This is a genomic window from Paenibacillus sp. S-38, from assembly GCF_049942825.1.
Lineage (GTDB): Bacteria > Bacillota > Bacilli > Paenibacillales > NBRC-103111 > Paenibacillus_G.
In genome coordinates this window covers 826,128-845,078 of record NZ_CP187970.1, presented here as the reverse complement: position 1 = coordinate 845,078, position 18,951 = coordinate 826,128, and the positions used below count along the sequence as shown (strand labels likewise).

The 18,951-nt window shown below is 45.3% G+C and carries 22 protein-coding genes and 1 pseudogene; 7 read left to right on the top strand and 16 right to left on the bottom strand.

From position 1 onward, the window contains the following. Nucleotides 1-28: 28 nt before the first annotated feature. The 5 genes from ACP26L_RS04055 to ACP26L_RS04035 form a co-directional block, all read right to left on the bottom strand. Nucleotides 29-874 (bottom strand): alpha/beta hydrolase, encoded by an 846-nt coding sequence (locus ACP26L_RS04055; RefSeq protein ID WP_426451289.1) that lies wholly within the window; start codon nucleotides 872-874, stop codon nucleotides 29-31. 53 nt (nucleotides 875-927) lie between these two features. Next, a complete protein-coding gene (locus tag ACP26L_RS04050; RefSeq protein WP_426451288.1) occupies nucleotides 928-1,350 on the bottom strand; it encodes a MarR family winged helix-turn-helix transcriptional regulator in 423 nt (140 codons plus the stop codon). Between the two features lie 20 nt (nucleotides 1,351-1,370). Then, nucleotides 1,371-1,502 (bottom strand): hypothetical protein, encoded by a 132-nt coding sequence (locus ACP26L_RS04045; RefSeq protein ID WP_426451286.1) that lies wholly within the window; start codon nucleotides 1,500-1,502, stop codon nucleotides 1,371-1,373. A gap of 68 nt (nucleotides 1,503-1,570) precedes the next feature. After that, entirely contained in the window at nucleotides 1,571-2,560 is a 990-nt protein-coding gene (locus tag ACP26L_RS04040; protein ID WP_426454807.1) for a quinone oxidoreductase family protein, read from the bottom strand. 105 nt (nucleotides 2,561-2,665) lie between these two features. Beyond that, nucleotides 2,666-3,562, bottom strand: a complete 897-nt coding sequence (locus ACP26L_RS04035) for a helix-turn-helix transcriptional regulator (RefSeq protein ID WP_426451285.1) — start codon at nucleotides 3,560-3,562, stop codon at nucleotides 2,666-2,668. A gap of 433 nt (nucleotides 3,563-3,995) precedes the next feature. Between ACP26L_RS04035 and ACP26L_RS04030 the strand changes: the two genes are divergently transcribed. Then, nucleotides 3,996-4,460 carry a hypothetical protein gene (locus ACP26L_RS04030; protein WP_426451283.1) on the top strand — a complete coding sequence of 155 codons (465 nt, stop codon included), beginning with the start codon at nucleotides 3,996-3,998 and terminating at the stop codon, nucleotides 4,458-4,460. Between the two features lie 631 nt (nucleotides 4,461-5,091). Here the strand turns inward: ACP26L_RS04030 and ACP26L_RS04025 are convergent. The 9 genes from ACP26L_RS04025 to ACP26L_RS03985 form a co-directional block, all read right to left on the bottom strand. Further along, complete coding sequence (locus tag ACP26L_RS04025; RefSeq protein WP_426451281.1) at nucleotides 5,092-5,409, bottom strand: hypothetical protein; 318 nt, start codon at nucleotides 5,407-5,409, stop codon at nucleotides 5,092-5,094. A 135-nt stretch (nucleotides 5,410-5,544) separates the two neighbouring features. Beyond that, nucleotides 5,545-6,033 carry a hypothetical protein gene (locus tag ACP26L_RS04020; protein WP_426451280.1) on the bottom strand — a complete coding sequence of 163 codons (489 nt, stop codon included), beginning with the start codon at nucleotides 6,031-6,033 and terminating at the stop codon, nucleotides 5,545-5,547. Between the two features lie 96 nt (nucleotides 6,034-6,129). Then, a complete protein-coding gene (locus ACP26L_RS04015) occupies nucleotides 6,130-6,459 on the bottom strand; it encodes a hypothetical protein (protein ID WP_426451278.1) in 330 nt (109 codons plus the stop codon). Nucleotides 6,460-6,525: 66 nt separating this feature from the next. Further along, nucleotides 6,526-6,882: a hypothetical protein gene (locus tag ACP26L_RS04010; protein WP_426451277.1), complete on the bottom strand. Its 357-nt coding sequence runs from the start codon at nucleotides 6,880-6,882 to the stop codon at nucleotides 6,526-6,528. Between the two features lie 466 nt (nucleotides 6,883-7,348). After that, entirely contained in the window at nucleotides 7,349-8,371 is a 1,023-nt protein-coding gene (locus ACP26L_RS04005) for an NADP-dependent oxidoreductase (protein WP_426451275.1), read from the bottom strand. An 87-nt stretch (nucleotides 8,372-8,458) separates the two neighbouring features. Next, complete coding sequence (locus ACP26L_RS04000) at nucleotides 8,459-9,541, bottom strand: alkene reductase (RefSeq protein WP_426451273.1); 1,083 nt, start codon at nucleotides 9,539-9,541, stop codon at nucleotides 8,459-8,461. A 56-nt stretch (nucleotides 9,542-9,597) separates the two neighbouring features. Then, nucleotides 9,598-10,383 (bottom strand): SDR family NAD(P)-dependent oxidoreductase, encoded by a 786-nt coding sequence (locus tag ACP26L_RS03995; protein ID WP_426451271.1) that lies wholly within the window; start codon nucleotides 10,381-10,383, stop codon nucleotides 9,598-9,600. Continuing rightward, nucleotides 10,380-11,081, bottom strand: coding sequence for an SDR family oxidoreductase (locus tag ACP26L_RS03990; RefSeq protein WP_426451269.1), 702 nt, complete (start codon nucleotides 11,079-11,081; stop codon nucleotides 10,380-10,382). Before ACP26L_RS03990 ends, ACP26L_RS03995 begins: the two co-directional genes overlap by 4 nt. Nucleotides 11,082-11,435: 354 nt before the next feature. Then, a complete protein-coding gene (locus ACP26L_RS03985) occupies nucleotides 11,436-12,014 on the bottom strand; it encodes a TetR/AcrR family transcriptional regulator (protein WP_426451267.1) in 579 nt (192 codons plus the stop codon). Between the two features lie 359 nt (nucleotides 12,015-12,373). On the opposite strand from ACP26L_RS03985, the pseudogene ACP26L_RS03980 reads away from it, so the two are divergent. Further along, nucleotides 12,374-13,598 (top strand): annotated as a pseudogene (locus tag ACP26L_RS03980) (IS110 family transposase). A gap of 652 nt (nucleotides 13,599-14,250) precedes the next feature. On the opposite strand, the gene ACP26L_RS03975 reads toward ACP26L_RS03980, so the two are convergent. Further along, nucleotides 14,251-15,345 carry an L-dopachrome tautomerase-related protein gene (locus ACP26L_RS03975; protein WP_426454806.1) on the bottom strand — a complete coding sequence of 365 codons (1,095 nt, stop codon included), beginning with the start codon at nucleotides 15,343-15,345 and terminating at the stop codon, nucleotides 14,251-14,253. Nucleotides 15,346-15,578: 233 nt separating this feature from the next. Here ACP26L_RS03975 and ACP26L_RS03970 point away from each other — a divergent pair, with 233 nt between their 5' ends. Together ACP26L_RS03970 and ACP26L_RS03965 are read left to right on the top strand one after the other, a co-directional pair. Then, nucleotides 15,579-16,064: a CBO0543 family protein gene (locus ACP26L_RS03970; RefSeq protein WP_426451265.1), complete on the top strand. Its 486-nt coding sequence runs from the start codon at nucleotides 15,579-15,581 to the stop codon at nucleotides 16,062-16,064. Next, nucleotides 16,061-16,579 (top strand): CBO0543 family protein, encoded by a 519-nt coding sequence (locus tag ACP26L_RS03965; RefSeq protein ID WP_426451263.1) that lies wholly within the window; start codon nucleotides 16,061-16,063, stop codon nucleotides 16,577-16,579. Before ACP26L_RS03970 ends, ACP26L_RS03965 begins: the two co-directional genes overlap by 4 nt. 104 nt (nucleotides 16,580-16,683) lie before the next feature. Here ACP26L_RS03965 and ACP26L_RS03960 read toward each other — a convergent pair whose 3' ends face one another. After that, on the bottom strand, nucleotides 16,684-16,965 hold the full coding sequence (locus ACP26L_RS03960; RefSeq protein WP_426451261.1) for a hypothetical protein: 282 nt from the start codon (nucleotides 16,963-16,965) through the stop codon (nucleotides 16,684-16,686). A gap of 186 nt (nucleotides 16,966-17,151) precedes the next feature. Here ACP26L_RS03960 and ACP26L_RS03955 point away from each other — a divergent pair, with 186 nt between their 5' ends. From ACP26L_RS03955 to ACP26L_RS03945, 3 genes are read left to right on the top strand one after another with little or no spacing between them, the layout of a single operon-like run. Further along, nucleotides 17,152-17,394, top strand: a complete 243-nt coding sequence (locus ACP26L_RS03955) for a spore gernimation protein GerQ (protein ID WP_127462735.1) — start codon at nucleotides 17,152-17,154, stop codon at nucleotides 17,392-17,394. A gap of 12 nt (nucleotides 17,395-17,406) precedes the next feature. Continuing rightward, a complete protein-coding gene (locus ACP26L_RS03950) occupies nucleotides 17,407-17,793 on the top strand; it encodes a spore coat protein (protein WP_426451259.1) in 387 nt (128 codons plus the stop codon). After that, a complete protein-coding gene (locus ACP26L_RS03945; protein WP_426451257.1) occupies nucleotides 17,790-18,926 on the top strand; it encodes a zinc-dependent alcohol dehydrogenase in 1,137 nt (378 codons plus the stop codon). The genes ACP26L_RS03950 and ACP26L_RS03945 overlap by 4 nt, the downstream gene beginning before the upstream one ends. Nucleotides 18,927-18,951 lie beyond the last annotated feature (25 nt).

Below are 18,951 nucleotides of genomic sequence, written 5' to 3'. Positions count from 1 at the left end.
TGACCATTCAGGGCGGTTCGCGTTCGGATTAAAGGGCAGGCTCCTCCGGCCTCTGAAGTCCCTTTAACCAATCCAGGATGGTATCAACTGCTTCCTTATATCTCTGCCCTACAAGCACGCCGGTATGCGTCGTGTTCCACAGCCCTTTATATTCAGCCCGGAGGTGCTCCGCTGCCACCCTGCCCCGGCGTTCGTCCTCTTCACTGTTTACCGCTTTGATCACCAGGCACGGGCAGGTAATCGAGCTGCTGTCTATGGATATCCCCCTGGTTTCCCTAGAAAAAGAAAAAGTGCAAAATGCCTTGGATGACTCCATCGCCAAGTATTTCCTCTGAAATGCAATGTCTTCCACTGTTTCATCCAAGCTTGAAAGCTCCTCGCGGGCCGGTGCAGGCAGGATGATCCCAGGTGTGGTCTGGTCTAATTCCATATAGGGTACAGCCTCATGAACTTCTCTGCTGATGACCGAATCGATCAGCACCAACCCGGCGATTTCGGCGGTTTCAGCCCACTTTTGGCTCAGGATCCCTCCCATACTGAATCCGATCAGAATCGGCGGAACACCGCATACGTTGGTGACCTCTTTCAGATCCTCCAGATAATCCTCGAAGGTAATCTTCGTCATATCCATCAGCCTGCTTTTGTAGTGGCTTCTGAGGTTCATGACATAGCATGTCCACCCTTCACTGACAAAGTGGGGAATGTATTTGCTCCACATCCAGCTTCCTGTGTAGGCACCGTGTACAAAAAGCAGTGGAGGCCGCTTCTCAGCTGCTGCCGGAAGGCTTTCCCCCTCGAAGATCTCAAGGAACAAATCATTGTCCCCTATATATTTCACCGTATGATCGGGCAAATCTTTCGTAAAATCCTTCACGCTGAATTCCTCCCGCCAAATAATTTGATATCAAACCATTTATGCAAAAAAAATTAAAAGTTGTTATACACCTTTAGTAACAGCGTGCGGAGAACCTCTTTTTCTTGTTCCGAGATGTTCGAATAAAACACGTCCAGCATTGCTTTCGAAATCGATTCAAAGACCGGCTTCAATTCACTTCCCTTGCGGGTTAACGTCACATAAACTACCCTCGTATCCTCTCGATCCCTTTCCTTGGACACATATCCAAGCCGGACGAGCTTGTCAACCAATGCCGTGACTGTCGATTTATCCTTCGCAATTCGTTTAGAAATGTCCGCCATCGTCAGTCTGGGATGATGAAACAGCGCATAGATGATATCGCCATGTGAGGTGCCCACTCCGTCTACCCCATGCTTCATCATCTCGGATCCGATAAACCGATTGACTTTATCCCTGATTTTGGAGATTAGTGAAATAGCATCTCTGGTTTCCATAGCCTCATTATAGTTTGATATCAAACCAAAGTCAACCCCTCTGTCTCCGCTGTCACAAGCGCAGCTGCGTTCATGCCATGAATCGAGCCATCGACGTCACCCGTCTTGCCGTCAGACTTCATCATCGCCACCAGCTGTGCCGTTCCATCCATGCGAAACAGGGAGCAGCCCCTGTCAACTTACAGCGGCCAACTCCCCGTTTCTAATGGACTAAGCTCTCTTAGATTTTCAAAACCAGCTTTCCTACCGTGTTCCTCTCTTCCAAGAGAGAAAGTGCTTCTGCCGCATTCTCCAAGGGGTACACGCCTTGAATCTCCGCATGGATTTCTTTGCGTGCCAGCATCCCTAACGCTTCCCGCGCCGCTGTTCCGGTCTCCACCGGATTGCTGTCACTGTATCCGCCCAAGGTAAAGCCTGCGAACTGATGATTGGAAAACCAGATTTGATTAAACGAATGTGGAATATCTTCTTCTCCACTCGCGTTTCCTACTACCACCAGCCTCCCCAACGGACGAAGAACCTCTAAGCTTTGTTTGCGCAGCTGGCCTCCAACGGGGTCAAACACGGCATGAACGCCCTTTTGGCCGGTTGCCCGAAGGGTTTGCTCTACAAAATCAGTTCGGACAAAGAGTTCGTCGTATCCGAGGGATTCGGCCAGCTTCGTTTTCCCGGCGCTTCCGACGGTTCCGAGTACCGTGCCGGCTCCCAGACGTTTGGCCATTTGCCCCAGAAAGCTGCCGAGCCCGCCGGCCGCCGCATGAACGAGCACAGTGTCACCCGTTCTCATTCTATAGACTTCTTTGATGGCCAGATAAGCGGTGGTGAGATTGACAATGGAGGCTGCCGCTGTCGCTAAGTCCAGGTCGGCTCCCAATCCATCAAGAGGAACCGTCAAATCCGGGCGCACATTCGCCATGGACGCAAAGCCGTTAAGGTCATGCAGCGTCATCGAAGCAACGGGCTGCCCCACGTGGAATCCCTCTACGCCTTCCCCGATGGCACGCACATACCCCGACACTTCCAAGCCCGGAGTAAGCGGCATCGGAAAGACGGAACTGAATGCACCTCGGCTCAGCAGCACTTCAAAATAACCTACTCCGGCATATGCCACGTCAATGGTAAGCATACCGGGAGCCGGCTGCAGATCCGGCTTCTCCCTCAGCTGCAAATTCGCAGGCCCTCCCGGTCGATCGATCATCATCGCTCTCATCTTCGTTTCCTCCTTGAACTTCATGAACTCGGTAATGAGTTCATTATATTCATCAGCCAAGGAGGCATCCTGTTTGCCGTTATACAGGTATTCGGACTAACAGGCTTATTGACCGATAGCGGCTAACTTCCTCTCTGTATCGGTGCCTGGGATGGGAGTGAATATACAGCAGTGGACGTTGGGATTCCCGTTCAGATGAGAAAAGGAGATCAATTCAAAACATAACCGGCCTGCGCTGGGGTGGTCCAACGTATAAAGTATGGCTTTCTTCCGCTGAACATCGTACATACGCCATTGGGTCAGAAACTCTTCGCTTTCCTGACACATCTCCCTTGCGAACCGCTCGAACCAAGGATCGCCGACTTTTTGGTCAAAATTCGAGCGAAATACCCCCAGCGTATAATCGGCAAACTCTTTCCAATTGGCCAGCCGCTTCCGCAGGCTGGGGTCCATAAAGACCAGCCGGGTCATCACGCGCTTGGCAGCGGGAACCGCATGGAAGTTCACAATAATCTCGGAAGCCAGCCGATTGAACGCCAGCACTTCGGTTCGCTCGTTGGCGATAATGGCCGGATAGTGCAGTTGGTCGATAATGCTCTGAAGCACGGGGTTCATTTCCTCAGCTTGCGGGCGGGATTCCTCTTCCCCGCCGTAGTTTGCCAAGCGGAGCAAATGAAGCTGCTCCTCCGGAGACAACTGCAGGGCTCTTCCGATACTTTCGAGCACTTCCCTGGAGGTCGTGGTGACTCTGCCTTGTTCCAGCCAGGTATACCAGGTGATGCTGACTCCCGCAAGATGAGCTACTTCCTCCCTGCGCAGTCCTGGCGTTCTCCTTCTTCCGAAGCGGCCGACTATGTCGACATGCTCCGGTTTAATCCGTTCCCGGCGGGATTTCAAAAAGTCGCCGAGTATTTTGGGTTTTTCGCTTCCCAGAGCCATTCGCCCTCGCCACCCTCCTTCTTCACGATCGATATGAAGCCATGCATGTTCATCAACTGCCATCACCGTTAACTTATTGATAAGCTAAGCTATGCTTTAATTCAGTGAGTCAATTCCTCTCTTTGAAACCCACTCTCCGGGTTATTTACCTTATTTTACTACAATTATCTGTCCGTCTGCTTAAAATAAAAAAACCATGAAGAGCACCGCACGTAAGCGATTCTTCGTGGTGATCGAATGGGACGTGTGCAGTAATACGCCTAGTCAAAATCGTACCTCTGTTCGAGCCACGGTCCCAGTGAGATGAAAAAGTAACCATTATGAATTGTTGCCGCGGCACTTCACCATATGTGTCTGAATTCTGAACTAGCCCTACCATTTTATCTTATTACTTTAGTTAAATTATTATTAATTTACCGTTTTATGTTTCCATTCCTTATTATAGGATTGTATACTTTAAATTGTCACATAAAGCATCTAAAAACGGAGGTAAACTATGAAAAAGTTGGTAGTCTCATTTGCAGTTCTATGTATGTTATTTTCTTTTAGTACTTCTAGTTTTGCGAAGCACGGTGAAAATGTACTCAGAGAAGGTGAATTCTTATGGCGAAACGAATATTTAAAGTCGAGTAATGGAAGATACTTACTTATGTTTGTAGTAGAAAATGTAGAATTATATGATACTGTCGAGCGTAAAACATTGTGGGTAGGTAGGACAGGTAGTTTACATCAAGGGCTGGAAATTTCTCCGGATGGTAAAGTCTCGTCTCGTTGGGGAAGTCTCTATATCTGGCAGTCGGATAATCAAGCCTACGCCAATATCCATTATCAAGGAAATCCTCCAGCCAACCTTAAAGGCGATCAGCTCATAGTTCAAGATGACGGAAATTTGGTGCTTTATAACACGAAAGATCCGAATAAAGGCTGGTATCCTGTTTGGGCTACGGATACTTACAAGTAATAAGATTATAGCCTGCTGTAGGAGTTGCTGAGAAAATCGGCAGCTCCTTTTTTACTGTTGCAGCGCAGCAAAATGTCTCCCAGGCGATACCATATTTGTAACAGGGTGTGCAAATGAATAAGGGGACATTATTGATGCCCCCCTTTTCGTTTCGTCTTAATCAAAATCGTACCTCTGTTCGAGCCACGGGTCACCATACGTGATGAAAAGTAACCATTAACTGTATGCCGCGGTGCTTCACCATATGTCTTATTCAACTAACGTCTCCAGATAGCGTAATGTCAGAAAGTTTTTATAGATTTAACCCGAACAGGGTAACCAATACACTAACGACAGTTGCAAGTATAACTTTAAAAATCATTAATTTCTTATCAAAGTAAATTAAAACCTTATTTTTGCCCTTGCTTAATATAAGGTCTATTAGCCCATGAAAAAAGCTTCTTGCTGTTAGAACCAGCATTACCAGTAAGAAATAAATAATAAATCTCCCAATTTCAAACGTGGACAAGAACTTCACCTCTTGTAAATCACCTCATTAATCCATATCTTAACACACAATGCAGAAGGAGCAGCTGCCGCGGTGGCAAACTGCTCCTGGATGGCTTTGAACTAACGTTCCCAGATAGTTCAATTAACTCAAATCAAATGTGGTCCAACCTACCTCAATTATTTTTGTCTGAAAATCCCTGAACTTGCGTTCAGCATTTAAACTGGTGAATTCAATCTTGGTGAAGGGCTTGGTGAAAAATGTAAAGCAGCAAGGCTTTGCACAGATGTCACGTTGACCGACACACTTGCTTTGAACGCGAAACTCCTGGGCTTCTACATCCGACCAATTGTTCTTTCGTTTGTTGTAGCTGACCCAGTTTTCATTACATTCCTTAAAATCCACCGATGATTCCTTACCGTTATTATCAATAAAGCTAAAGCCTTCTGAAGTTACCTCCAAAATTCTCAGAAATCACCCCTCCAATCCCGAAGGCAGCGGTTTTAGCCAGCCGGCAGCCTTCGTATATTCATTTCACTTACATCTCCCGATAGTTGAATCAGCTATCCAAGGAAAGAATCGTTCATAAAATGTCCCTCATACAAGTGAACCATCTTTGGCAAACAATTTACCTTTACCGTGAAATTCCCCCCATTCGTTTAGTTCTCCTTGGTATCTAAGAGTATTTTTAATATCATACAGGCGAACATTTCCCACCCTTGTACCTCTCCATAAAAGTTCTTCATTGTCCATACACCAGGCATATGTATAGTCTTTGGCATAATATTCAAAGCGTTTTACTGAAAATAAATTCTTTAACAGTTTTTTTATTGTCTTGCTCTGTATTGTTAATTCATTAAGGTTCTTATTTAAGATAATATGTTCGTCGTCGTCGTACTTTGTCCCGTCGATGACTTCTTTGTCATCGACTTTTATCGAGATGAAGTACCCACTGTAATAATAGTCATAGTAGCCTTCTTCGTTCATCTCGCTGGCATCAAGAAAGCTTTCAACTTCAACTTTAAATTGAAGGTCATCCAATGAAGTAAAAATTGTCTTAGTTTCACTACGCTCGGATATTGCCATTGAATATCACCTAAAGTTTTGAATTTATGAAGAAGGGAGCCGCTGCCGCGCGGCGATCTGCTCCCTAGAAGTTGTGCTATGTTGTTCCCAGATAGTTCAATCAAAAGCCCACTTATGGTCGCATGGTAGGCATTCATCACAAAGCAATCTATTTTCATAAACTGCTCCATCGTCTAATCCAAAAATCGCATCATCTTTTTCTCTATCCGTTACCCAGCATCCGCAATTCACACACCTACCACAATTCATGATTTCCGAATTCAAAACCTGGAAAGAAGATTGGTTCCATTTGAGGCAGACTTTTTTGTCATCAATCTCTAATTTCCTATTCTCACATAATTTCGCTTTGACTTCTTGAGGAAGTTCGTTTTCACTTTCGTCGATTTCAACATAGTAACTGACATTAACTAAAACTGTTTTCTTCACATTACACCATGCCTTCCATTTCAACATGCTCACTGGTTATTGAGCTATCGTTCCCCGATAGTTCAATCACTCATTGAAAATCCACTTCTCACCATGTCCGCCTTCTAGATCGGTTGGGTTTTTAGCGTGGATATTATTTACTACATTAACTCCTCTATACCAGGCGGTGAGTGTTTTGTTTTTATGTGAATATGTAATTTTATATATTACATTGCTCTTATTATAGTCATTAAGAAAAGGGGTCTCCTTGGGGGTGTAATTTTCAATTTTCACTACTATACCCCCTTTCTTAGTGATAACTTCCCTAATTTCGGCATAATGCTTTTGTTCTAAGCTCTTTAAACCATCCAAAAGCATAATTGCTATAATAGCTAGACCAATCCTAAGGGACACAACTAACCATCGTTTCATCATTTTACTCATACAAATCCCCTCAGTTTTACTGCCGTAAATTAGGTGCATTCGTATATACGAGTTCAGTAAAAATAAGTTACTGTTCCAGAATTCTCCCCTTAACGTAACGAAGCTGCCAATCCTGCGGCAGCTTCGTCATCATGGTCACATGGTATCAAAAGTATTTGGCTTTTCCATAAACGTCTTCTGTAAAACTCATACACAGGGGCAAAACCAACGATTGCAACTCCGATTATTTTAAGAAGTATTATCAAGATCATCATTCCTTCCCTGGATAACCTTCATTCTCATAATACCACATATTAAAACTATCCGACCCGTTAACGTAATGAGACTGCCGATCCGTGCCGGCAGCTCCTTCCTCGTTGTAGCTATCGTTACCCGTTAGCGTAATCAGCCAAATGCTACGAAGCGTGAATGCGGTGTTATGCAAAGGCCCCCTTAGAGCTATTTCCAAAATTCATATATCCTCTCCTTAAAAGGTTACAATCACTTTTCCTTCGGAGTGACCAGTAGAAACTTTAATTAAAGCCTTGTTAATGTCATCAAAATTATAAACTGAATCTATAGCCGGCTTAATATCTTCATCCTCAACTAGTTTCGTCAGTTCTTGTAATTGCCTGCCATTGGCGGACACGAATAAGAAGCGATATTCTTTATTCTGTTTAGCTGCTAATCGATCTAAACGAGCACCTACTAAACCAAATAATAGCTTTTTCCATATTGGAAAGTTATTTTCAGCAGCAAAGCGGTAATTGGGTAAAGCCTTCAATGAAACCAATTTCCCATGTGGTTTGAGAATAGCAAGTTCCGTTTTAATTTCTTTTATCCCCAAAGTATCGATAACATAATCGATATTAGATAGCAAATTAAAATAATTTTCCTCTTTATAGTTAATGAATTGATCAGCGCCGATGGACAGAGTACGTGATCTACCTCTTTCACTGCCGCTCGTAATCACATATAACCCCATCGATTTGGCAATCGGGATTGCCATCGTACCAAAACCGCCGGTTCCTCCAGGAATAAATAGCTTTTTATCGGGCTGAACATGAAGTACATCATGCAAGGCTTGATATGCAGTCAAAGCCGTGAGGGGTACCGCGGCGGCTTCAATAAAAGAAAGGTTTTTAGGCATAATGGAAATCGCATCCTCATGGACTGCCGCGTACTCAGCAAAAGCTCCGATTCTATTCATTGGCAGCCTCGTATAAACGGGATCTCCAACCTTGAATTTCACAACATCTTTTCCAACAGCCTCAATAACGCCGGATAGTTCGTTTCCTAAAGTTAAAGGGAAGTCATAATCGGCAATCATGCGAATACTCCCATTTAAGATAAGAATGTCTAAGGGATTTACACCTGCAGCTTTTACTTTGATAAGAACCTCATGGTTATTGATTTCCGGTATTTTTATATTGTTTATTTCTAATTGGATTTGTTTTGAATATTTTTTCATTTGTGCAGCTTTCAATTCTTCATCTTCTCCTTTTCTCATTTATCTTAATTCCACATTCGTATTTTGGAAAAATTGATGGCGTACTTTAACTTGTACTCCATCATATAGCAATATCCATGTTGTGCTTTACTGTTGTTGAGATTGAAGTTCTTTCATCGTAGGATAATCTGTGTAACCCTCACTTCCGTTGCCAGAGTACAATGTATTACGATCTGCTTCATTCAAGGGAAAGCCTTCTTTAAGACGTTCAACTAAGTCTGGATTAGCTAATGACCATACCCCGACTGGCGCCATATCAGCAAGGCCATTATCAATATCTACACTAAGATCATCTAGAGACCGTCCAGCTCTATTGACTAATAAAGGATTTGGCCAGATGTTGCGAATTTCACGGAGCAGTGTTTCGTTCCCTAAATGCATAACATGGAGGTAAGCTAAATTATATTGAGCTAATTCTTTAACAAGGTGAAGATAAACTTCAGGGCCGTGTTCGCCCTCATCAATTCCGTTTAGAGGTGTTCCCGGCGAAATACGGAAACCTGTTCGTTCTGCTCCAATTTCTTCAACGATTGCTTTCGTTACTTCAATTGCAAAGCGAGCACGGTTCTCTATCGATCCACCGTATTTATCCGATCGTGTATTAGAATTCTTCCCAAAAAATTGATTAATCAGATAACCATTGGCTCCGTGAATTTCAACGCCGTCAGCACCTGCTTTAATTGCTGCCGCTGCTGCTTTCCGGAAGTCTGCAATTGTCGTCTGGATATCCTCTTCACTTAATTCTCTTGGAACGGGTATTTCCTGCATCCCTTTTGCCGTAAACATTTCTACACCGGGTTCGATCGCAGATGGTGCAACGGGTTGACGATGATGTGGTGTATTGTCGGGGTGCGAAACACGACCGACATGCATTAATTGGATAAAAATAAATCCACCTGCATTATGTACCGAGTCCGTAACCTTTTTCCAACCTTCAATATGTTTTTCCGTATAGATGCCCGGTGACCTTAAGTAACCTTGTCCATCATCAGAAGGTTGTGTGCCTTCACTAATAATTAAACCCATCGATGCTCTTTGTGCATAATAATGTGAAGTTAACTCTCCCGGCGTACCATCCTCTTGCGCTCTACTACGTGTCATTGGTGCCATCGCTAACCGATGGGGTAATTCCAGATTGCCAATTTTCGTTTTGCTCCACAGTTTTTCCATTCTTAATAACCCCTTTTTGAGTTTAGTTTATTTTATTAACTCCAATGTTTTTTCAATTATCGCTCCACTTTAGCCTGTGCGGATCTGACCGCATTTGTCATGAGCTTACGAGGCAGCAACCTCGGCAAGAACGCCATGAATTTGTTGCGCCCCCCTGTTATGATTAAATTCTTGCCCCGCATGAATTCGCGATATCCTATGTCGGCCACCTGCCCCACCTCCATGACGCCGCTTCTAAACAGCTTTGAGGTGGCTAGCCCAGCACGATCGACAAAGCCAGTCGCTGTCGCTCCTGGACAGAGTGCGGACACAGTCACGCCTGTGCCGCGCAGCTCATTCCCCAAAGCCTCAGTGAACGATAGTACGTACGCTTTTGTCGCGTAATAAACTGCCATCAGTGGTCCAGGAAAAAAAGCCACCAACGAAGCGACATTCAGCACGCCACCTTGTTGCCTTTTGACCATATCCGGTAAGAACACCTTCGTCATTACAGTCAGAGCCTTGATATTAATGTCGATCATATTCATCTCTTGCTCTAGCTGTGTCTCCAAGAATTCACCGTACAAGCCGAAGCCCGCATTATTAACAAGAAAGTCGACGGTGATCCCTTTTTCTTTAAGCTCCCTGTAGATTTCCTCTGCCACGCCAGGTAACGCAACATTTTTGGCGATGTATGTCGTTTGGACCCGGTACTTTTCCCGATATTCCCTCGCGAGTTCCACGAGCTTGTCCTCGCTGCGTGCGACTAGTACCAAGTCATATCCGTCTTTGGCGAAACGATCCGCCAGCTCTTTTCCAATTCCGCCCGACGCTCCGGTAATTATCACAGTTTTGTTCATCATTTAAGCTGTGGGTAAATAGCAGCTACACCGCCAGCGAGATCACGCTGGAGTTGACGGCTCGGTTCATCAGCAAGAATTTCAAAACTATCGGACTCTATTCCATCAATTGCAACTTTTGCAATATCAGCAGGGTTGGACTTCGGAGCTTCAACGCCTGATGTCATGTCTGTATCCATAAAGCCCACATGCAAGCCAGCTACTCTCACATTTTGAGGATACAGATTTAAGCGCAACTCGTTCGTCATTGCCCACGCAGCTGCCTTTGCAGCTGAATAAGCGCCTTCACTCCCGCCAATACTGAACCATGATAATGCGGAAAGGATATTCAGTATGGATCCTCCACCATTCTTAATAAGAATTGGTGCGAAATTGCGAATCATGGATAATGTGCCAAAGAAGTGCGTATTAAACTCCAACTGTATTTGATCGAGATCACCATCAAGCAAAGTAGCTCCTGTAGCCGAGCCTGCGTTGTTGATCAGAAGCGTAACATCTTGAGCGGCCATAGCAGCTGCCGCTACCTCTTGAGGGTTCGTAATATCAAGCTTTACAGGAATTGCACCGGGAATGTCAATGGACTGCGGATTTCTGGCTCCGGCATACACCTTAGCTCCTCTGGATAGAAGTTCAAGGGCGAGATGGCGACCAAAACCTCGGTTCGCGCCAGTGACAAATGCAACTTGTTGTGAAATATTCATGTTCATGTGCTCCTTTTATTGTATTTTGTTTATGAAATTGTTTTTGAAGCTATTCGGTCTGCGTTTTGATCTGTAGTATACGGTAAGCGAGTTATTGCTCGATATTCGCCCCTTATCGGGAACGATCATTCTCAATATTGCAAAAAAAACTGTGTGCCTTATCCTGTTGTTTTTGTGTGCTGTGTTGTTTGTTATTTTTACTGCGCTGATAAACTTCATTGTAAAGCAAAGCTTTAGAGCTTTTTTCGGCGTTTCTTTTTGGGAATGTTCATTCTAAAATAGGTATAAAATAAATTGATCTGAAAGAGCATGGATTAGCATAAGGGTGACTTTTTGCATCTGAACTGACTACACTCATTCTTCCAAAAGTTTCATCGAAATATGAGTAATGCGGTGAAGCTTTTCTTTGGAAGCCGAGGTTCTTGCCATTACCCTTAACCCTATCCATACATTATGCAGGTATTCCGCCAATTCCTCAGCATTGTATGTGGAGGTGAATTCACCTTCACGCTGTCCCCAAAGAATAATCTCCTTGAGCAATTGCTCTGCTGTCGTGAATGATTTCGTGGACTTGTTGTCCACCTCGGCGTCGCGCGCCGCCAATTCTACGGCCGAATTCACCATTAAGCACCCGGCTGGCGAGTCCTCATCCCCGTCGGTCATAAAACTAAAAATAAACTGTAATGCCTCCGATGCAGTCTTGGAACGTTTAACCCCTCCAGCAAGCGCGGCGCTGATTTTGTCGTCAAACCGGTCCATCGCTTTTAGGAACAGATTGTGCTTATCGCCAAAAGTATCATACAAGCTTCTTCGATGAATGCCCATATGCTCAACCAACTCGGTCATGGACGTTTTCTCGTACCCCTGCTCCCAAAAGAGCCTCATCGCCTTATCCAAGACCTCGTTCTCTTCAAACTCCTTGCTTCTCGCCATTCCCATCTCCCTCCCTCAAGTAATATAACATATTGAGAACGATCAGTAAAGAACCGTCATATTACATTATATTCCTACTGATTAGTTGTCTTATAATTCCACATATTGGAACTATCCTGCCCTTTAGCCATCCATGCCGCGCAACGCGGCACCACAGAATCATGAAAATTTATACTTCCTGCCTTATACTATTCTTACGGCTGGTGAGGAAGGTCGATAAGCTATGGTGTTGCGAACCCAACCGTTAGTCTGACTCCGACGACCACGGTGCACCACATTGGGAAGCACGCAGGGTAGACTAACCCTTTTTGGTTGTTGCGCCAGTCCTCAATTCAATCTGCCGAAGAAAGGTGAGTATCATGGAAGTTCTTATTGAGCGAGCTTGCGGGTTGGATGCTCATAAGAAGTCCATCACAGCCTGCATCGTTACTCCCGAAGGAAAGGAGATTAAGACATTCCGTACCCATACGATCTATCTTCTCGAACTTATTGATTGGATCAAGGAGCACCGCTGCACCCACGTGGCCATGGAGAGCACCGGTGTATTTTGGAAGCCCATCGTCAACTTGCTTGAAGCCGAGAACATTGAATTTCTGGTTGTCAATGCGCAGCACATGAAGGCCGTTCCCGGGCGCAAGACGGATGTGAAAGACGCCGAGTGGATTGTAAATCTATTACGTCACGGCCTACTAAAAGCAAGCTTTATTCCTGACCGGAACCAACGCGAAATGCGTGAGCTGGTTCGATACCGTCCAAGCCTAATCCAGGAGCGTGCCCGCGAGCACAATAGGATTCAGAAGGTTCTCGAAGGGGCCAACATCAAGCTGGCTTCTGTCGTTTCTGACATTATGGGCGTCTCCAGCCGGGACATGCTGGAAGCGATGGTGAACGGTGAGACGGATCCGGAAAAGCTGGCAGGCTTCGCTCGCCGAAGCATGAAGAAAAAGAAAGAAGAACTGGAACTTGCGCTGCAAGGTAACATGACTGCACACCAGCGCCTCATCCTCAAAAGCATGCTCACGCATATCGACTTCTTAAGCGATCAGATTACCGAACTGGATATGGAGGTAGCCAAACGGCTTGACTCTTTTCAGCAAGATCTGGATCGCCTGGATACCATTCCGGGGGGCGCCAGACGGACCGCTGAACAAATCCTGGCTGAAATCGGCACCGATATCGCCTCCCGTTTCCCAAGTGCACCACACCTCTGCTCACGGATCGGCCTTGTGCCAGGACACAATGAGAGTGCAGGTAAGCGCAAACCCTCCAAAACACGAAAAGGCAACAAATACCTCCGCTCTGCCCTCATTGAAGCTTCCCATTCCATTCGAGGATCGAACAACTACCTCGGTGCTCAGTATCGACGCATTGCAGCCCGTAAAGGCGGACATCGGGCAGCTGTTGCTGTTGCTCATTCCATCATGATCACCCGCGTATCATCTGATAACCCGGCAGGAAGATTACAAGGATTTAGGCTCTGATTACTTTGAGAAGCGCAAGCAAGACGCCATCGTCAGACAGACGGTTCGAAAGTTAGAAAACTTAGGGTACTCTGTAACTTTGGCCACTACCGAAGTATCCTAGTTCTTACAATAACATCATTACTTGGAGGAAGACGCAGCTTTTAAAAAATTGAAGCAGCTGCGCCTAGTTTCGTGCTGCCTTTTTAGGCTATAGCTATGAGTTATTTTCAGGGTAGCTTAACGACAAAGCGCGAAATCGTTGTTTATGGAACCAATCAGAACGAGAAAAGGCCCCACCATCAGTGGGGCCTCTTCGCCGGATCTTCTTAAGAATATCACAGGTTATGAGCTAGTCAAAACGTCTTATCGCTACTCTAGAAGGGATCACCATACGTGATGCAAAGCAACCGTTTATGAGTAACTGACATGATTTATATCCTTAATTATCAATATTAGCTACTTCCTACTTTATCAATTATAAATTTGGATACAAAATAGAAGAGCCCGCTAAGACTACAAAACTCATAAGAAGAATAGAAGCCTGTATTTTATCATTATCGGGTTACTCTTAATGATCGGCGAGCTTTAATATTTGCTTACATAAAAAGAGAGGGGCGCATTCTCCCCTCATGATCTCTCTAATCAAAATCGTACCTCTTCTCCTGCCAGGGACCACCATACGTGATGTAAAGTAACCATTACTAACTGTATGCCACGGCGCATCACCATATATCTGTATTCAAAATCAACTTTGTAAATTAAAGTGATATTTACTAAAAGGTAGGAGCAGGTGGTTCGTCTATTTTCATACGGAGTAAACTATAAGGCTTCTGCCGCAGGTCATTTCCATAATGAAATCTTGCCTGCCGATGTAACTGGTTCACGATGAAATATAAGTATTGATCTGGACCAATCGAAAAAGTATCCGGCCATAAAATTCTCGGATCATGTGCGATGGTTTCCATTATTCCATTTGGCAATATCTTTCGAATACTATTGTTTTCATAGTCTCCAGCGTAAACGTTTCCTTTGGCATCGGTGATCATTCCATCTGAAGCACCTTTTTCTCCCCAATACTTCACGTGATACTGTAAATTCATATCCGGTATCGTTCGGTCTCTAAGGGCTTCCGTTGAAATCGAGTACAGATGACGACTGGAGAGAGGACAAAAATACAACATCTTGCCGTCCGGGGAAATCGCTATACCATCGGATGCCAATCTAAAGGGTGAAGTGGAACCGTCTTTGTTTCGATTCATCAGGATTTTACCTTCAACTTTCGGTAAGAGAAAGAGATCGGGCGAGGTTGAATTTGCCCCGTTTAACCGTCTCCAAGAATAACCCGTTTCTAAATCAACGACAATAATGGCTCCTGGCCCTCGGGAAGACGAATCCGTTATATAAGCATAACCTGCTTTACCAACACGAAAATCAAATCGGACATCATTCAGATAAGTGGTTGGCAGGACAACATCCTCTGTAAATGTAAATACGCTTCTTATGGTATTTGAATTTAAATCTACAGCGACTAACTTCGCCCCACCTTTAATGGGTTCTGAGAAATTAGGAGCCCCCGTATCCAGTACCCAAAGCGTTCCCTTTCCATCAGCAACGACACTTTGGACACTAATAAAGGACGTTGTGATATTCGATGGGCTTACCACATTAGCGTCTAAACTAGGATAAGGCTGTAATGTACCGCGAACGATTTCCGCCACCGTAAATTCAACCTCATCTCCCCATTTCGGAAAGCAAATGAAAATACGCCCGGTTTCAGAAACAGCAACGCCTGTAGGCATGGCTCCGTAAAATAAAAAAACCGCCTCTAACTTACCGAAATACTTTTCACTCGGTAACATCACTTGTATTACATCCTCCTCAACAGGTTCGAACTGCTTTCACCTATTTATATGAGACTGAATGTGGTTCAAGTGCCCGGATAATAAAATATTTTTATGACACCCCCGCAAGTTCGTGTCTATGACGGACAACGAGTAAACGGCGTTGTGTTTTTGCCTAAGCATCACCGCCCACAAGAGCATGGATAAAAAGAAGTACACTTATATACATAGGAGCCTCCTTCCTTGTACAAGTTATGGACATGGAACGAAATTTATTGCTGCTAGTCTGGTTTGTGTGTATCACCACCATCTATTTTCTTGTTCCAAGAGCAAAAGCTCATGAATTTGTGCTTTGCTTTCTTGTGTGTCAGGCTGTTGGATGGGTAGTAGAAGTGCTGCTCGTGAAATTTGATTTGGTGGCCTACCCGTTACGTGAGTTCCCCAAAGCTTCGGATTTGAATATCACGTTCAAAGTGTTGTGGACACCTGTTGCGAGCGGTCTGTATTACATCTATAGACCTCGTGCGAATAAGTTAACAAAGTGTTTTTACTTTGCCGCCTGGATTTCACTGCTCACCTTAATTGACGGGTTGCTAGCCGCAAATACCGACTTGGTGGATTATGTACATTTTCACTGGAGTCTGATGGCGATGGTGTACTTGATTATTTTTCTGTCCGTCCGCGGCCTAGCGGGTTGGTTCTTTAGGGACCGCAAAGTTTTCAGGAAGGAAGCGAATGAGCGATGAGTTTGCTGCTGCAATACAGCATTATCGTTTCAGTGTGGATCCTTTCCTTGTTATTGATTCTTATCATCCCGCGGCAGAAACGTCGATTGGCGGTGGTCGCTTTTTTGTTCAAACAGTATATTACGTGTATTTTCGGTCATGCCGTGGTCGAACTCAAACTTCTCGCCTATCCCGTAAGGGAGCTTGCCGACGTCAGCCGGACGAGCTTCACCTACGAGTATATGGCCTATCCGATGACATGCGCGGTGTTTAACTCGTATTATCCGAGCCATCGGAGTGGCTGGATTCAATTCAGCTATTACGTGTTATTCACTACTGTACTGACGATAGTTGAGTTGCTGCTCGTACAATATACCGATCTGATTCGGTATATTCGTTGGAACTGGTTTTGGTCGTGGGCTATGATTTTCCTCACATTCCTGATAACTCGAGTGTTCTGCGTGATCTACTTTGGAACCATGACACGAGTGGAAACGGCAAAACAAAAGAACGCAGCCAGGACGACACGTTCCTAAATGTGGGGCTATGCCCTCCTAGGAAGCAAAAGAAAGAGGGAGGACCCTTAAGGACCTCCCTCTCGCTTGTCATGATTCGCTGTGCTGGTCCCAAAGCTGCCGTTTTATTGTTGGTCCGGCAGACGTAATGCGTTTGCTGAAGTTTGCGCTTGATCTAAAAACTCCTCTGCTTGGGTCAATTGCTGACGGGCCGTCTCTAAAGCTTGTGAATTTGTTGCCGCGTTAGATTCACTTATCGAGCTTATCGCCTGATTTAAAGCCGTTTGCGCCTCAGAAACCGCGTTAGATGCATGCTGCTCCAGCGTATTGCCGCTCGAGTGCAGTGCACCTTCTGCCGGTTTTCTTGCATCTTCGGTGGCTAGATCAATTTTGTTTTCATTTGGCAAGGTGATGTCCTCCTTCCTTGAGCAAAGATAACTTAAACAGAAATAAGTATGCGGTTGAGATTCTGTTTATATTCCTGCGACTGCATGGGAATACCGGCCCTGACATGGCCGGCAATCCATTTTAGTATAAGACCCGAGGAGTTGGAGAATCTAACGTTGATGAAAAAAGGAGGGAATTATTTCTCAATGAATACGCCAACGCTAGCGCCACACGAATCGATGGAACTGCATGAAGCGCTAAACTTCAAAACGCTCTGCCTCGCTAAGTCAAAACTTATGCAAGGCTTGGTCTTTGACCAAGAGCTGAAAGCGTTAATGCAGAAGGACGTCATTCTATCGACGCAACAGATCGCCGAGCTTCAGGCCATCTACGCAAGAGCTCCATTCCAAGCACCTGTTCCGAATAGCCCGACACCTATCACTCATTAAAGGGGAGCGCCAATGAACACCGATTATTTAGACCCGATTAATTCGTTAAATATGCCGGAGATGGCAGATATGACATTTGCAATGGACTTCCTTATTCGTGCCAAGGAGGGTGTGCGAAATTTGTCCATCGCCCTGACGGAAACGGCTTCTCCCGATGTAAGAGCGCTGCTGCGCAATCATCTTATGCAGGGGATTGCAATGCACCAAGAAATCACGGAGCTTATGATTCGCAAAAAATGGTTCCATCCTTACGAGCTTAACGAACAGTACCAACTCGACCAGCTTTCAGCGAAAAATACGGTGATGATCGGGCAGATGAATTTGTTCCCGGATGATACGTCGCGTAAAGGGATGTTTGATCGGACCCCAGATGAACATATTGGAGGACATAAAGCATGAAGGCGGTAACGTATCAAGGGATTAAAAATGTCGTGGTCAAAGAGGTGCCGGATCCGAAGATAGAGAAACCGGACGATATGATCGTAAGAATCACCAGTTCCGCCATTTGCGGTTCGGACCTTCACCTGATCCACGGGATGATCCCTAACCTTCAGGAGAACTATGTTATCGGGCATGAACCGATGGGGATCGTAGAAGAAGTAGGCCCTGGAGTGACCAAGGTAAAGAAAGGCGACCGGGTGATCATCCCTTTCAACATCGCATGTGGAGACTGCTTTTATTGTAAGAATCAGCTGGAAAGCCAATGCGACAATTCAAACGAACACGGGGATATGGGAGCATATTTCGGCTACACCGGAACGACCGGCGGATACGCTGGCGGGCAAGCAGAGTATTTACGTGTTCCGTTTGCTAATTTCACCCACTTCAAGATTCCAGAAAGCTGCGAGCAGCCGGACGAAAAGCTAGCCTTGATCGCCGATGCCATGACGACGGCATTCTGGAGCGTAGATAACGCCGGCGTCAAGAATGGAGATACGGTCATCGTGCTCGGCTGCGGTCCGGTCGGACTTCTGGCCCAGAAATTCTGCTGGCTGAAGGGAGCCAAGCGGGTCATCGCCGTTGACTATGTCGATTATCGCTTACAACATGCGAAGCGAACAAATAACGTGGAAATCGTAAACTTCGAACAGGATAAGAATATCGGCAACACTCTTAAGGAAATGACCAAAGGCGGCGCCGATGTCGTGATTGATGCGGTAGGAATGGACGGCAAGATGAGCGATCTCGAATTTCTAGCCAGCGGTTTGAAACTGCAAGGCGGCACCATGAGCGCATTTGTCATTGCGTCTCAGGCTGTCCGCAAAGGCGGGACCATCCAAGTCACTGGGGTATACGGCGGACGCTATAACGGATTCCCGTTCGGTGACATCATGCAGCGCAACGTGAATATCCGTTCCGGACAAGCCCCGGTCATTCACTACATGCCGTATATGTATGAGTTGGTTACGTCGGGCAAAGTGGACCCTGGAGACATTGTTACACACGTCATTCCACTCAGTGAGGCTAAGCGTGGCTATGAAGTATTCGATACGAAAACGGACAATTGCATCAAAGTCGTCTTAAAGCCTTGAATCTGGATAGATATATGGGAGGATA